The 14,120-nt window shown below is 37.0% G+C and carries 12 protein-coding genes; 2 read left to right on the forward strand and 10 right to left on the reverse strand.

What is annotated here, in order from left to right; all coding sequences use genetic code 11:
- Nucleotides 1-28: 28 nt before the first annotated feature.
- Nucleotides 29-568, forward strand: coding sequence for a 1-acyl-sn-glycerol-3-phosphate acyltransferase (locus ACFSQJ_RS17140; RefSeq protein WP_377768146.1), 540 nt, complete (start codon nucleotides 29-31; stop codon nucleotides 566-568).
- Between the two features lie 99 nt (nucleotides 569-667).
- Here ACFSQJ_RS17140 and ACFSQJ_RS17145 read toward each other — a convergent pair whose 3' ends face one another.
- The 8 genes from ACFSQJ_RS17145 to thrA form a co-directional block, all read right to left on the reverse strand.
- Complete coding sequence (locus ACFSQJ_RS17145; RefSeq protein ID WP_377768147.1) at nucleotides 668-1,162, reverse strand: hypothetical protein; 495 nt, start codon at nucleotides 1,160-1,162, stop codon at nucleotides 668-670.
- Nucleotides 1,163-1,233: 71 nt separating this feature from the next.
- A complete protein-coding gene (locus ACFSQJ_RS17150) occupies nucleotides 1,234-1,944 on the reverse strand; it encodes a YebC/PmpR family DNA-binding transcriptional regulator (RefSeq protein WP_377768148.1) in 711 nt (236 codons plus the stop codon).
- A gap of 70 nt (nucleotides 1,945-2,014) precedes the next feature.
- Nucleotides 2,015-2,299, reverse strand: coding sequence for a 4a-hydroxytetrahydrobiopterin dehydratase (locus tag ACFSQJ_RS17155; RefSeq protein WP_377768149.1), 285 nt, complete (start codon nucleotides 2,297-2,299; stop codon nucleotides 2,015-2,017).
- A gap of 20 nt (nucleotides 2,300-2,319) precedes the next feature.
- A complete protein-coding gene (locus ACFSQJ_RS17160; protein WP_377768150.1) occupies nucleotides 2,320-3,138 on the reverse strand; it encodes a sugar nucleotide-binding protein in 819 nt (272 codons plus the stop codon).
- A gap of 9 nt (nucleotides 3,139-3,147) precedes the next feature.
- Entirely contained in the window at nucleotides 3,148-4,233 is a 1,086-nt protein-coding gene (gene gcvT, locus ACFSQJ_RS17165; RefSeq protein ID WP_377768151.1) for a glycine cleavage system aminomethyltransferase GcvT, read from the reverse strand.
- A 153-nt stretch (nucleotides 4,234-4,386) separates the two neighbouring features.
- The gene (gene thrC / locus ACFSQJ_RS17170) at nucleotides 4,387-5,682 is read right to left on the reverse strand and encodes a threonine synthase (protein ID WP_377768152.1); all 1,296 of its coding nucleotides are present in this window, start codon (nucleotides 5,680-5,682) and stop codon (nucleotides 4,387-4,389) included.
- A gap of 29 nt (nucleotides 5,683-5,711) precedes the next feature.
- Entirely contained in the window at nucleotides 5,712-6,635 is a 924-nt protein-coding gene (locus ACFSQJ_RS17175; RefSeq protein ID WP_377768153.1) for a homoserine kinase, read from the reverse strand.
- Between the two features lie 2 nt (nucleotides 6,636-6,637).
- Nucleotides 6,638-9,082: a bifunctional aspartate kinase/homoserine dehydrogenase I gene (gene thrA, locus ACFSQJ_RS17180; protein WP_377768154.1), complete on the reverse strand. Its 2,445-nt coding sequence runs from the start codon at nucleotides 9,080-9,082 to the stop codon at nucleotides 6,638-6,640.
- Nucleotides 9,083-9,319: 237 nt separating this feature from the next.
- Between thrA and ACFSQJ_RS17185 the strand changes: the two genes are divergently transcribed.
- Entirely contained in the window at nucleotides 9,320-10,858 is a 1,539-nt protein-coding gene (locus ACFSQJ_RS17185; protein ID WP_377768155.1) for an NAD(P)H-hydrate dehydratase, read from the forward strand.
- Here ACFSQJ_RS17185 and ACFSQJ_RS17190 read toward each other — a convergent pair whose 3' ends face one another.
- Nucleotides 10,859-11,281, reverse strand: a complete 423-nt coding sequence (locus ACFSQJ_RS17190; RefSeq protein WP_377768156.1) for an STAS/SEC14 domain-containing protein — start codon at nucleotides 11,279-11,281, stop codon at nucleotides 10,859-10,861. It lies immediately after the preceding gene.
- A 208-nt stretch (nucleotides 11,282-11,489) separates the two neighbouring features.
- Nucleotides 11,490-14,039: an ATP-dependent Clp protease ATP-binding subunit gene (locus tag ACFSQJ_RS17195; RefSeq protein ID WP_377768157.1), complete on the reverse strand. Its 2,550-nt coding sequence runs from the start codon at nucleotides 14,037-14,039 to the stop codon at nucleotides 11,490-11,492.
- Between the last annotated feature and the right edge of the window lie 81 nt (nucleotides 14,040-14,120).

Consider the following 14,120-nt stretch of genomic DNA (forward strand, 5'->3'; position numbering starts at 1 on the left):
TCCACACTAATCAAAACAAAATCTAAGCATGCAGAGCCTTGCAAAATTTATTTATTTTAAGCTTTTGGGCTGGCGTCTTATTGGGCAATTCCCCCAGATCGATAAAGCAGTTTTTATTGTAGTGCCCCATACCAGTTGGGTCGACTTTTTTTTAGGCTTATTAATACGTAGAGTTTGGAACGAGGAAATTAATTTTATTGCTAAAAAGAGTCTTTTTAAATTTCCTTTTGGATGGTATTTTAAGTGGATGGGTGGAGCTCCAATAGACCGAAGTAAAAATAATGACACCGTTAGTGCCATCGCTTCAATTTTTGATCAAAAGAAAAAGTTTAGACTTGCTTTATCTCCTGAAGGAACCAGAAAAAAGGTAAATGAATGGAAAACTGGTTTTTACTATATAGCCAAGGCTGCGAACGTTCCAATAGTGATGGTTACTTTTGATTATGGAAAAAAACAGATTGCAATTTCGGAGCCTCATTTTACAACCGATGATAAAGAGGCAGATTTTCGGCTATATAAGTCTTTTTTCAAAGGGGTTGTTGGTAAAGTACCAGAATATAGTTTTTAATTTTTAGTCAACCCTCCAACCCTAGACGTAAAAACCCCTTAAATATGATACATTCATAGTTGAATGTGATGTGAGAGGTTTATCTCGGTGAATGTTTTTTTAGGTCTTTTTTAAAACCTGCGGGAGTTTTTTCTCCTTCTTTTTTGTATTTCCAGGAAAGATGAGGTTTGTACTTGAATAAGAACCACCAAACGTTTTGGTAGCAGTGTATACTTGTTTTGTAGCATCAATAACCTGCGCTTCAGAAAGTTCTTTTAACGGATGTGTAAATACGGACCATATAACTTCATCACTCAAAGCATATTTTACATCTAAGGCCGAATGAAAGTTGGCTACCAGGGCATTTAAGAGCTCTTCTTCACCTATTTTTTCGCGTTCTATTATTGGAGAAATTATGCGCATCCGGTTTGCATTTTCGTCAAATACACAGATAAGCATAGCATCATCGATTAAAAATCGATAAGAGTTTCCATTTACCTGTAATGTATCCGATTCTTGTTGAAGTATTTCTAATAGGATTTCAGAATTCATTTCTTGAGAGAAACTACTAATACTGAAGAACGAAGCAAAAACTAAATAAAGTAAATAACGCATACAAGAGAGATTTATCAATGAGTCGATAAAACCTGCTATCATTTACAAGTGAATATCTATAAATTGATGATTTACTCTTTCATTGTATGATATACGTTCTGTACATCATCATCTTCCTCTATTTTTTCAAGAAGTTTTTCAACGTCGGCAGCCTGTTCTTCATTCAACTCTTTGGTTACCTGCGGAATGCGCTCAAAACCTGAAGATAAAATTTCAATTTCTCTATTTTCCAGTTCTTTTTGAATGGCTCCAAAACTTTCGAAAGGCGCGTAAATTAATATGCCGTCCTCGTCTACAAAGACTTCTTCCGCACCAAAATCTATAAATTCCAATTCGAGTTCTTCGGCATCAATACCGTCTGATGGAATTCTGAAATTACAGGTATGGTCAAACATAAATTCTACGGAGCCTGAGGTTCCTAAACTTCCGTTACACTTATTAAAATAGCTTCTAACATTGGCCACTGTTCTGGTGTTATTGTCAGTAGCTGTTTCTACTAAAATTGCTATGCCGTGCGGCCCATAACCTTCAAATAAAACTTCTTTGTAGTCTCCAAGACTTTTATCACTGGCCCTTTTAATGGCTCGTTCAACATTATCCTTGGGCATGTTTACAGACTTGGCGTTTTGTATAACAGCCCTAAGTCTTGAATTAGAATCTGGGTCGGGACCACCTTCCTTCACAGCCATAACAATGTCTTTGCCAATACGTGTAAAGGCCTTTGACATTGCGGACCAACGCTTCATTTTACGTGCTTTTCTAAATTCAAAAGCTCTTCCCATACATTACAATTTTAAGGATATGCACAAATTAACAAAACCAATAGGATAATCACAAACCTACTGGGCGTAATTAGGGGTTGACTATGTTTTCAATGGTAGTAGCCAAATCAAAGTCTTTTTGGGTAATGCCATTCACATCGTGCGTGTTCAATTTTATGGTGAGGGAATTGTAGACATTTTCCCAGTTCGGATGATGACCTTGTGCTTCGCATTCAAAGGCAATCTCCGTCATTTTTGAAAAGGCTTCTTTAAAGTTTTTGAATTTGTAGGATTTTGCAATGGCATCGTTTTCAAAAATCCATCCATTTAGTGTAGAAAGTCTTTCGGCAATCTGATTTTCATTTAGTTTTTCCATAGGTTACTAAATTAATCAATTCAATCTACCATTAGGTGGTGATCAATAATTTCCTGAAATGTTATTCTTAGGTTTTTTGGTAATTTATTTTTTTTAGGCAGGGCCGCAAGATATCGGTCCTCATTTGTGGTGTAGACCTTTTTTAGCAGAGGATGAAAGTTTCCTAAACGCTTAATAAGCTCCTTGATAAAATCTTCATGATGTACCAAATCAGTACTTCCTAAGTGATAAATACCATGTTTATCTTGATTTATTAAATAATGCACTTGTTGCATTAACTTATCATCATTGGTTACATTGATAATCAAATTGGGAAAAACCTCAATAGGTTCATTACTGTCTAGAAGTGTTTTTAGTTCTTTGACCCTAGGTGAAGTATTTCCGAATACCATAGGAACTCGTAAAATAGCTGTTTTTGATTTAGGCATACGCATCATCATGTTTTCGATGCGGATTTTTAATCTACCATAAATACTTTCAGATAAGGTCTTATCGGTCTCATATGAAGGAAATTTGCTATAGGCATCAAAAACGTTGGCAGAAGATATAAAATAGAGTTTGCAGTTGTGCTTAGATAAATACTCCATTAAATGGGTATGCGCCTGAACTTGTGCAGTAAAGTCTCCTCTTAACGCCGAAATAATAAAATCTGGTCGTACTTTCTCAAGAATTTGAAAAATATCATCTTCCTCTAAGTCATAAGACAAAAACTGTTTATTCTCAGCGAATGATTTGTTTGAATGATAGGTACCGTAAGTATCGAAATAATTACAAAGTTCCTTATAGAGTGAATTTCCAATAAATCCGCTTGCCCCTAGGATTAAAATTTTCTTCTTCAATTGAAGCTATTAACTTTTATAGAAAGGCAGTTTTACCACAGTTGCCGGTAAAGCGTTCTTACGAACTTGAATATTTATTTTGCTACCCAATTCAGAAAATATTTTAGGAACATAACCTAAGCCAATACCTTTTGCTAAAGAGGGAGACATTGTTCCAGAGGTAACTACACCAATTTTCTTTCCTTGTCCGTCTACAATATCATAACCCTGTCTTGGAATTCCACGCTCATCCAATTCAAAAGCGACTAGCTTTCGTTCAGCCCCTCGCGCTTTTTCTTTAGCGAGCGCTTCGCTATTCACAAAATCTTTTGTGAATTTGGTTACCCAACCCAACCCGGCTTCTAAGGGTGACGTAGTGTCATCAATGTCGTTTCCATACAGGCAATACCCCATTTCTAATCGTAAGGTATCCCTTGCGGCAAGCCCTATTGGCTTTATTCCATAGCTACTGCCAGCTTCTAAAACTTTGTTCCAAACCTGTTCAACTTCAGTATTTTTGCAATAGATTTCAAACCCACCAGAACCGGTATATCCTGTTGCGGATATAATCACATGTTCTATACCTGCAAAATCACCTACAATAAAGTTGTAGAACTTGATGTTGGCCAGATCATGTGAAGAAAGTGACTGCATAGCTTCGACCGCTTTAGGGCCTTGAATCGCAAGTAAAGAATAGTCTTCAGAGATATTACGCATTTCAGCACCTATAGTTTCATTGTAGTTTGAAATATGAGCCCAGTCTTTATCAATATTTGAGGCATTTACAACCAGCAAATAAGTGTCCTCTTTTATTTGATAGATAATTAGGTCATCAACTATACCTCCAGTTTCATTTGGCAAGTAACTGTATTGTGCTTTGCCAATTGTTAGTTTAGAAGCATCATTTGAACTCACTTTTTGAATCAATTCTAAAGCTTTTGGGCCCTTTATTAAGAACTCTCCCATATGAGAGACATCAAAAACACCCAAGGCTTTTCGAACAGTTTCATGCTCCATATTTACACCCTCATAAGAAACAGGCATGTTATAACCGGCAAAAGGAACCATTTTAGCTCCAAGTGACTCGTGTACTTGGGTAAGTGCAGTATTTTTCATCTGGTACTATTTAATTTTTACCGTCAGATGTAATTTGCCGTTAGTCATTGGTGAGGATTTAAAAATCTTCGTGGCTCATTTCATCATTCAATATTTGCAGGCGTAAAAATATTGAAATAATAGCGTTCAACTGAAAATACCTTCTATTGTTTTTTATCTTTTTAATAAATAGGATTTGAGTTCTTGGTACGTACCTATTCTAATCGACGTTTTTTCTCTATCGATAACTTTTGCTATTTGGGAGGGTATTTCTGGAGTAATAGCTAAGGTTTCTTTTACTATATGAAGAAATTTAACGGGGTGCGCTGTTTCTAAGAATATACCGTAGGTGTCAGGATTAAGTTCTTGATATTTTTTAAGGCCTAGATAGCCAACAGCACCATGCGGGTCGCTTACATATTTCGAACGCTTATGAATATGTTGCATTGCCTCTCTAGTTTCGGTATCATTGAACGAATAGGAGGAAAGGTTTTCGGCAAGTACTTCGAAATCATTTTGATATAAATGACGAATACGTATAAAATTGCTAGGGTCACCAACGTCCATAGCGTTTGATATTGTTGCAGTCGATGGTTTAGGTTGATACTCGCCGTTCTCCATAAACTTTGGTACAGTGTCATTAACATTGGTTGCGGCCACAAAGTGTTTTACGGACATGCCCAATTTCTGGGCCACCATTCCGGCACAGACGTTTCCAAAATTCCCGGATGGTATTGAAAAAACGATTTCCTTACCTTTTGATTTGGCCTGTTTATATGCAAAAAGAAAGTAGAATAATTGCGGTAACCAGCGAGCTACATTGATACTATTTGCGGATGTTAACTTTCTCTTTGTATTGATTTCTTTATCTAGAAAGGCTGTTTTAACCATAGTTTGGCAATCATCGAAAGTGCCTTCGACCTCCATCGCAGTAATATTCTCACCCAAAGTGGTCAGCTGTTTTTCTTGAATTTCACTGACTTTGCCGCTTGGATAAAGAATCACCACTTTAACCCCGGAGACTCCTAAAAAACCATTAGCTACAGCTCCACCTGTATCCCCAGAAGTAGCAACCAATACAGTAACCTCCTCTTTTTTTTCTTTGGAAAAGTAACCGAGGCAATTTGCCATAAAACGAGCACCTACATCTTTAAAGGCCATTGTAGGACCATGAAATAATTCTAACGTTGCAACGTTTTCCTCGATTTCTACTATTGGAAACTCAAAATCTAGCATATCGCGAAGTATTTCACGCAATACCTCATCGGGAATATCTTTTTTTACGAATTGATGAATTGCCGTGAACGCAATCTCTTGATTGCTTAGTTTTTCAAGATCTTCAAAAAATGAATTGGGCAATGGTGTAATACGTTCCGGAAAATATAAACCCTTGTCTGGAGCAATACCTGCAATGACCGCTTCTTTGAAAGATACGTTTGGTGCTTGATTATTTAAACTGTAGAAAATCATTTTTAATTTTTAGAATACCTAAAAGAATATTACTTAAGTTGCTTTACGCCCGATGCAGAAATTTTTGAAATATGAACTTCGTAATCAACACCTATTTCATCATAAACCTTAGCGATATTTAGAGCTACCCTTTGTGCATTTTCTTCACCTTTACTCAATGCAAAAATTGAAGGACCAGAACCTGATATGCCGCAGCCTAGGGCACCATTTTCAATTGCTGCTGATTTTACCTGATGGAAACCAGGTATCAAAATAGACCTAAGTGGTTCAATAATATGGTCTTCTAATGAACGCCCAATAAGTTCATAATCTTCACGAAACAGTCCAGCGACCAAACCACCAAGATTTCCCCACTGCTTGATTCCATTTTCTAGGCTGATGGTTGTTTTTAAAATTTTGCGCGAATCGGAAGTTTTGACTTCAATTTGTGGGTGAATTACAGTAGCGAATAATGCATTTGGGGTCGGTATGGGCACAATATCTAGAGGATTGTAACTTCTTGCCAGTGTAAAACCACCATAGATGGCAGGTGCTACGTTATCTGCGTGGGCTACATTGCTTGCTAGTTTTTCACCCTGCATAGCGAACTTAACCAACTCTAGTTTTGAAAAAGGATTGTTTAGAAGCTCGTTCATTCCCCATACGGCACCGGTTGAACTAGCTGCGCTACTGCCAATACCACTGCCTGGTTTGATTTTTTTATAGATTTCTATTTCAAATCCGCCGTGATAATTGCTTTTCTCCAATAGGGCCAGACCGGCAACACCAGCCACATTTTTATTGGTTTCCAATGGAAGTTCTTGTCCATCTACTTTTGTGATATGAATTCCTGGTTTATCAACCTTTCGAATCAGCATTTCATCTCCTACAGTTTCCAAGGCAAGGCCTAGCACATCAAAACCGCAGGATACGTTCGCTATTGTAGCAGGACAAAAAACTTTAATTTCATTCATATCTAGAAATTTCCGATTCTGATAATATCTGCAAAAATACCTGAAGCCGTCACGTCAGCTCCAGCCCCCGCTCCTTTGATAATCATAGGTTGATTAGGGTATCGTTCCGTGTAAAAAAGCACAATGTTATCACTTCCTTCCAAGTTATAAAAATCATGCCCTTTAGGGATTTCTTGTAGACCTACACTGGCTTTACCATTTTCAAACTGTGCAACGTATTTTAACTTGCATTCTTTCGCTGCAGCCTTAGAGTACAATAATTGAAAATTCTTTTCGTACTTTTTTAAGGATTCAAAAAAGGTCTCGTTAGAATTGGTGTTTAGACTTTCTTCCGGTAGAAACGATTTGTTTTCAATATCCTCGATTTCCAATACATATCCACTTTCTCGGGCCAAGATTAAAATTTTGCGCATCACGTCAATTCCACTTAAATCAACAGTAGGGTCGGGTTCGGTATATCCCTCCTCTTGCGCTTGTTTTACTACATCGTGAAATGTGGTATTAGCATTGAAATTATTGAACACAAAATTTAAACTGCCCGATAAAACCGCCTGAATCTTATTGATTTTATCACCCGAGGCAATTAAGTGTTTAAGCGTATCGATAATGGGTAATCCAGCCCCAACGTTGGTTTCAAATAAAAACGGAGCACTGTATTTTTTAGCAAGCTGTTTTAATTCTTTATAAGATTCGTAACCCGAAGAACAGGCTATTTTGTTGCAAGTGACTACTGAAATGCTATTATTTAAATAGCGGGTATAAGTTTTTGCAACATCCATACTAGCGGTGTTATCTACAAAAATGCTGTTACGATAATTAAGTTTATTCACCCTGTCTATAAACGTATCTTTATTTGCTTTTACTCCATTTGCCAGCTCCTGCTCCCAACTTGACAATGAAATGCCATCTTCATTAAATACCATGGTTCTTGAATTTGATATCCCTATTACACGAATATTCAATTTCAATTCATTCTTCAAGTATGCTTTTTGCTTTTTGATTTGTGTTAAAAAACGTGCACCCACATTACCCACGCCCATTACGAATAGGTTCAGCTGTTTTATATTCTCTTCAAAAAATGCTTCATGCAGAGTATTAAGCGCTTTTTTTACATCGTCTTTTCTTATTACCGCAGAGATATTTCGTTCTGAAGCCCCTTGTGCAATCGCACGTATGTTTACGTTGTTTTTTCCGAGGGTACTGAACATTTTACCACTGAGTCCCTGATGACTTTTCATATTATCACCAACAAGTGCTACAATTGCTAGATTCTGTTCTACGTGTACTGGGTCTATTCTTTTTGAAGCAATTTCATATTCGAAAGTGTTATTAACGGCAATAGCTGCTTGTTTTGCATCTTTATCTGAGATACCAACACAAATAGAATGTTCTGATGAAGCCTGCGTAATCATAACAACGCTTATGCCTTCTTGAGACAAGGTTTCAAAAAATCGCTTAGATATTCCTGGAATACCTACCATACCCGAACCTTCTAAAGAGAGTAGGGTAATACTTTCAACATGGCTAATACCGCGTACTGTTTTCGTATTGTCGTTCTCGTTTTTTGTAATATAGGTACCTTCTTCATCAGGAGCAAAGGTGTTTTTAATAACAATAGGAATTTCTTTTGTTAAAACTGGCTGTATGGTTGGTGGATACAGCACTTTTGCGCCAAAGTGCGAAAGCTCCATTGCCTCTTCGTAAGAAATATGAGATACACATTTAGCTTGTTTGACCAGTTTAGGATTTGCGGTATACATGCCACTAACATCTGTCCAAATCTCCAAAACATCAGCATTTGTTGCCGCTGCAAGAATAGCTGCGGTATAATCAGAACCACCTCTTCCTAAAGTAGTTGCGTTTCCATTGTGTGAAGAAGAGACAAAACCAGGTACCACGGTCACCTTTTCTTTTACATCGGCGAAATAAGTACTACAGGTATGGTATGTAAGCTCAAAATCGACGTTGGCGTTTCCGAAACTCTCATCTGTTTTAATTAGTGTTCTTCCATCTTTTAGGGTAGCATCAAGACCTTCTGAAATAAAGAATTCACTTATAATAAAAGAAGAAAGTAGTTCACCATAACTAACAACTTTGTCTGAAAGTCTAGGGGTGGTTTCTCCTATTAAAAACGAACCTTCAAGTAACGTCTCAAGGTCATTGAGCTGGCTTTTAACGCGACTCAAAATAGGACTTTGTTTATTTATTGGAAAAAGATTCTTTATAACCGCAATGTGCCTTTCTTCAATCTCATTAAGCGTATTTTCATAGTTTTTATTTTGCGATGATGCTCGGTCTAAACTATTAAGAAGCATATCCGTAACACCTCCGAAAGCAGAAACAACGACACCTATTTTAGAGTCAGGGGCATTTTGAACTATGGATTTTACTTTTTTAATGTTTTCATCATTGGCTACCGAAGTGCCTCCGAATTTTAAAATTTTCATTTATTAAGAATTTGAAGAAATTGTGAAACAATTAGTTATACGGACGAATATTAATAGCACATTACCCCAAAGGGGTAATAATAATTGTAGAAGTGATTACTGATGTTGCATACATCGAAGTCGCTAATGTGTCCAATTGTTTAAATTGCATGGTCAAATGTAGTACTTTTGGTTTCTGTATCAAATGATTCCTAAATTTTTGTCAATTCCTTAATTTCTAATACACTTCTTTGCTAAATGAAAATATTTAATGCCCAACAGATATACGCTGCTGATAAATTCACAATAGAGAAACAAGCAATTACGAGCGATGCTTTGATGGAAAGAGCGGCAGAAAGAATTTTTAGCTGGGTACATTCTAGGTTGCAAGGTGCGAAAGTCAAAATTCATTTGTTCTGCGGAATCGGAAATAATGGGGGTGATGGTATTGCACTTGCCAGGCATTTGGTAGAGAATGGTTACGAGATTGCTGTGCATGTGGTCAATTACAGTGACAAACGTTCTAAAGATTTTTTGATTAATCTCGATAGGTTAAAGGAAAGAAAACTCTGGCCAGAGTTTTTAGATTCAGATTGCGAGTTTCCTGAAATCGGACATGAAGATATTATCATTGATGCTATTTTTGGTATAGGCCTAAATAGAGCTCCTGAGGATTGGGTAGCCAAATTAATTGGGCATATCAATGATTCTGCGGCTTTTATTCTTTCTATAGATGTGCCTTCAGGATTGTTCTTGGATAAAGTTTCTGATAAGCCAGAGCAAGTTATAAGAGCAAATCACGTACTCAGTTTTCAAGCACCAAAGCTTGTATTTTTTCTTCCAGAAACTGGTGTGTTTCTAAATCAATGGGAGTTATTGGATATAGGTTTGGACCAAGAATACCTTTATAAAACAGAGACTGATTTTGAATTTATTGGAAAGCCTGAAGTTTTACCACTCTATATACCTCGACTTAAGTTCTCGCACAAAGGAAATTATGGACATGCTGTTATCGTTGGTGGCAGTTACGGAAAAATTGGTGCCGTCAATTTGGCTGCCCGGGCATGTTTAAAAGTTGGTAGCGGGCTCGTGACCACCTTTATACCAGAATGCGGTTATATACCCTTGCAGACCAGTGAGCCTGAAATAATGGTGCTAACCGATGAAGAAGAAGATTTTATTTCTAAGATAGAACTTCCGTCAAATGCTTCTGCAATTGGGGTTGGTGTCGGAATGGGAACCCACGAACAGACTGTTGCCGCTTTTTCATCATTTTTAAATGATACGAAGATGCCCATGGTAATTGATGCGGATGGACTAAACATTTTAGCAGAAAATAAGAGGCTTCTGAACAAAATGCCACAGCAAGCTGTATTAACGCCTCACCCTAAAGAATTGGAGCGTTTAATAGGTAAATGGGAAGATGATTTTGATAAATTAAAGAAGGCTAAGGCATTTTCAAAAAAATACGATTGTATCTTGGTGCTAAAAGGCGCACATACCATAACCATTTATGATGGTAAAGGATATATAAACTCTAATGGAAACCCCGGAATGGCTACAGCTGGTAGTGGTGATGTATTGACAGGAATAATTACAGGGCTAATAGCGCAAAATTACCCACCATTATATGCTGCTATTTTTGGTGTATACCTTCATGGACTTTCAGGAGATATTTCTTCTTCCGAGAATGGATATGAAGCAGTTACCGCATCAACTATAATAGCTAATATTGGTAAGGCCTTTATGGAATTATTTAAAAGAGCTTCGCCGGAAGGTCAAGAGCAACCGCAGTAACTAGGCACTCTTCTTTCCTTTATTGTTTTTTGATACGCGTTTTTTGATCCAAGAAACCGCATTTTCGTATTCAATAAAAAATTCCATGTTCTTTTTATAGAACATCTTTTCAATCTTAAAGTTGTGCATATCTATTTCCTTTTTAGAAACAATTGCAAAAGCTTTTAAATTATCTAATCCTCTTAAATAGGTATAAATAACCGGGTCGATAGCGTAAGAGTTTTTTCGCAAACTGATGTAACCGAACTTTTTATTTCTAAAATGGATTTCTGAAATACCAATAATTTGATATGCCCGCTCAAGCGTAAGTGTAGATCCCTCTTCAAAAATGGAAACCATATAGTCGTCAAAAACTTGGATAATTCCAATATCTAGATGATATTCTTTGACAACGATGGTTTTTTTGCTAAATCCCATGTTCATTCCCCAAAATATATTATAGTGTCTCGCTGACGAATGTAGAAGTAGTATAAATTAATCAGAAAAATAATAGATTAAAGGCTTAAATATCGTTTTAAATGTAACACCTAAATAAAATCCATATTTGAACTGGGTTTTGCCTACACTAATTGTAATAAAAAAGGAGCCATTGTTTGATGGCTCCTTTCGCTATAAAATGAAATTATTTTATTTAAGCTTTTGAAGATTTTTCCTTCTTCTTGATTTTTATGGTGAGTTCTTCTTTCTTCTCATCTAGATCCATAAAAATACTGTCACCTTCATTAAGATTCGAATTCACAATTTCTTCTGCTAAAGAATCTTCAATATACTTCTGTATCGCTCTTTTTAAAGGTCTTGCACCGTACTGTTTGTCAAAACCTTTATCGGCGATATAGTCTTTTGCCTTATCAGTAAGATTTAAATCATACCCGATGTCTTTGATACGTTTGAATAATTTATCCAGTTCAATATCAATAATCTTATGTATATCTGCCCGTTCTAACGGATTAAATACAATAACATCATCGATTCGATTTAAAAACTCAGGTGCGAAAGCTTTTTTCAATGCATTTTCAATCACACTTTTTTGGTGGCTATCGGCCTGCGCTTTTTTAGAAGCAGTACCAAAACCTACGCCTTGTCCAAAATCTTTTAACTGCCTTGCACCTATGTTGGAAGTCATTATAATAATAGAATTTCTAAAATCTATTTTTCTTCCTAAACTATCGGTTAAATACCCATCATCCAATACTTGTAAAAGCATATTAAAGACGTCTGGATGTGCTTTTTCAACTTCATCTAAAAGAACCACTGAGTATGGTTTTCTCCTTACTTTTTCCGTAAGTTGTCCGCCTTCTTCATATCCCACATATCCTGGAGGAGCCCCCACTAATCTAGAGATAGCAAATTTTTCCATGTACTCACTCATATCAATACGAATAAGTGCGTCTTCAGAATCAAATAATTCCTTTGCCAATACTTTAGCTAGTTGCGTTTTTCCAACCCCTGTTTGACCTAAGAAAATAAAGGATCCAATTGGTTTGTTCGGATCTTTCAACCCAGCTCTGTTACGCTGAATAGCTCTGGCTACTTTAACCACGGCCTCGTCTTGCCCGATTACATAATCCTTTATCAATGCAGGCAGTTCGGCAAGTTTATTGCTTTCGGTCTGCGCGATTCTATTTACGGGAATGCCGCTCATCATTGAAACTACATCGGCGACATTATCCTCAGAAACGGTCTCTCTATTCAGTTTGCTCTCTTCTTCCCAAGATTCTTGGGCCATGGCCAAATCTTTCTCTATGCGTTTTTCATCATCACGAAGCTTGGCAGCTTCCTCATATTTCTGTTTTTTGACCACGCTGTTCTTAAGAACTCTTACTTCTTCAAGCTGATTTTCCAATTCTAAAATCTGCTTTGGTACATCCATATTTACAATATGCACTCTTGAGCCAGCTTCATCTAACGCATCAATAGCCTTGTCCGGTAAAAAACGGTCGGTCATATAACGGTTCGTTAAGGCAACACAAGCTTTAATGGCCTCATCGGTATAGGTGACATTATGATGGTCTTCATATTTACCTTTGATATTCATCAGAATTTCAACGGTTTCTTCTACAGAAGTCGGCTCAACAATTACCTTTTGAAAACGACGTTCCAATGCACCATCTTTTTCAATATATTGTCTGTACTCATCTAGTGTAGTGGCACCGATGCATTGTATTTCACCTCTAGCTAAGGCTGGCTTAAACATATTTGAAGCATCTAAACTGCCAGTCGCCCCACCTGCACCAACTATAGTGTGTATTTCATCAATGAAGAGAATAATATCATCATTTTTCTCCAATTCGTTCATTACGGCTTTCATCCGCTCTTCGAACTGCCCCCTATATTTTGTGCCAGCTACTAAAGAGGCAAGGTCTAAGGTGACCACACGCTTTCCGTAGAGTATGCGTGATACTTTTTTATTGATAATACGCAAGGCCAAACCCTCTGCAATGGCGCTCTTACCAACTCCTGGTTCTCCTATTAAAAGCGGATTATTCTTTTTACGCCTACTTAATATCTGAGATACACGTTCGATTTCTTTTTCTCGGCCAACAACAGGGTCGAGCTTATTTTCTTCCGCAAATTTTGTTAAGTCCCTTCCAAAATTATCCAATACAGGTGTTTTGGATTTTTTGCTTCCCTTTTGAGAACTAGAGGATCCGAAAGTACTTTCTTTGGACTCTCCGGCATCTTCCGAATCTCCAGGAAAAGATTCGGCCCTAGTAACATCTAAATAGTCATCGTCACTGGTTATCATAGACTTGAATTGCTCCTTCACATTATCATAATCGACTTTTAACTTGTGAAGCAATTTTGTGGTCGGGTCATTTTCGTTACGCAGTATACATAACAATAAATGAGCGGTATTAATAGAAGAACTTTGAAAAAGTTTAGCTTCTAAAAAGGTAGTCTTTAAGGCACGTTCTGCCTGCCTTGTCAGGTGAAGGTTCTTTTTATCTTTTTGTATACCAGCGGTGTTTGGGTTAGCCGGACTCAATATTTCGACCTTTCTCCTTAAATGGTCGAGGTCTACATCCAGTGCGTCTAATATATTAATAGCCTTTCCATTACCATCACGCAACAGGCCTAGCATTAAATGCTCTGTTCCAATAAAATCATGGCCAAGTCTCAGCGCCTCTTCTTTGCTAAATGCAATAACGTCTTTTACCCTTGGCGAAAAATTATCATCCATAAATTTCCTTATTCAGCAATTAAAATTAATAAAACTAATCCAACAATGACCAAATACTGTACCCATATTCGATAAACAAGG

It is taken from the genome of Croceitalea marina (assembly GCF_042684265.1).
Lineage (GTDB): Bacteria > Bacteroidota > Bacteroidia > Flavobacteriales > Flavobacteriaceae > Croceitalea > Croceitalea marina.

What these genes read in the sequence shown, in the direction of transcription:
- ACFSQJ_RS17140 (WP_377768146.1), top strand. Translation starts at nt 29, where the DNA reads ATGCAGAGCCTTGCAAAATTTATTTATTTTAAGCTTTTGGGCTGGCGT.
- ACFSQJ_RS17145 (WP_377768147.1), bottom strand. Translation starts at nt 1,162, where the DNA reads ATGCGTTATTTACTTTATTTAGTTTTTGCTTCGTTCTTCAGTATTAGT.
- ACFSQJ_RS17150 (WP_377768148.1), bottom strand. Translation starts at nt 1,944, where the DNA reads ATGGGAAGAGCTTTTGAATTTAGAAAAGCACGTAAAATGAAGCGTTGG.
- ACFSQJ_RS17155 (WP_377768149.1), bottom strand. Translation starts at nt 2,299, where the DNA reads ATGGAAAAACTAAATGAAAATCAGATTGCCGAAAGACTTTCTACACTA.
- gcvT (WP_377768151.1), bottom strand. Translation starts at nt 4,233, where the DNA reads ATGAAAAATACTGCACTTACCCAAGTACACGAGTCACTTGGAGCTAAA.
- thrC (WP_377768152.1), bottom strand. Translation starts at nt 5,682, where the DNA reads ATGATTTTCTACAGTTTAAATAATCAAGCACCAAACGTATCTTTCAAA.
- ACFSQJ_RS17175 (WP_377768153.1), bottom strand. Translation starts at nt 6,635, where the DNA reads ATGAATGAAATTAAAGTTTTTTGTCCTGCTACAATAGCGAACGTATCC.
- thrA (WP_377768154.1), bottom strand. Translation starts at nt 9,082, where the DNA reads ATGAAAATTTTAAAATTCGGAGGCACTTCGGTAGCCAATGATGAAAAC.
- ACFSQJ_RS17185 (WP_377768155.1), top strand. Translation starts at nt 9,320, where the DNA reads ATGAAAATATTTAATGCCCAACAGATATACGCTGCTGATAAATTCACA.
- ACFSQJ_RS17190 (WP_377768156.1), bottom strand. Translation starts at nt 11,281, where the DNA reads ATGAACATGGGATTTAGCAAAAAAACCATCGTTGTCAAAGAATATCAT.
- ACFSQJ_RS17195 (WP_377768157.1), bottom strand. Translation starts at nt 14,039, where the DNA reads ATGGATGATAATTTTTCGCCAAGGGTAAAAGACGTTATTGCATTTAGC.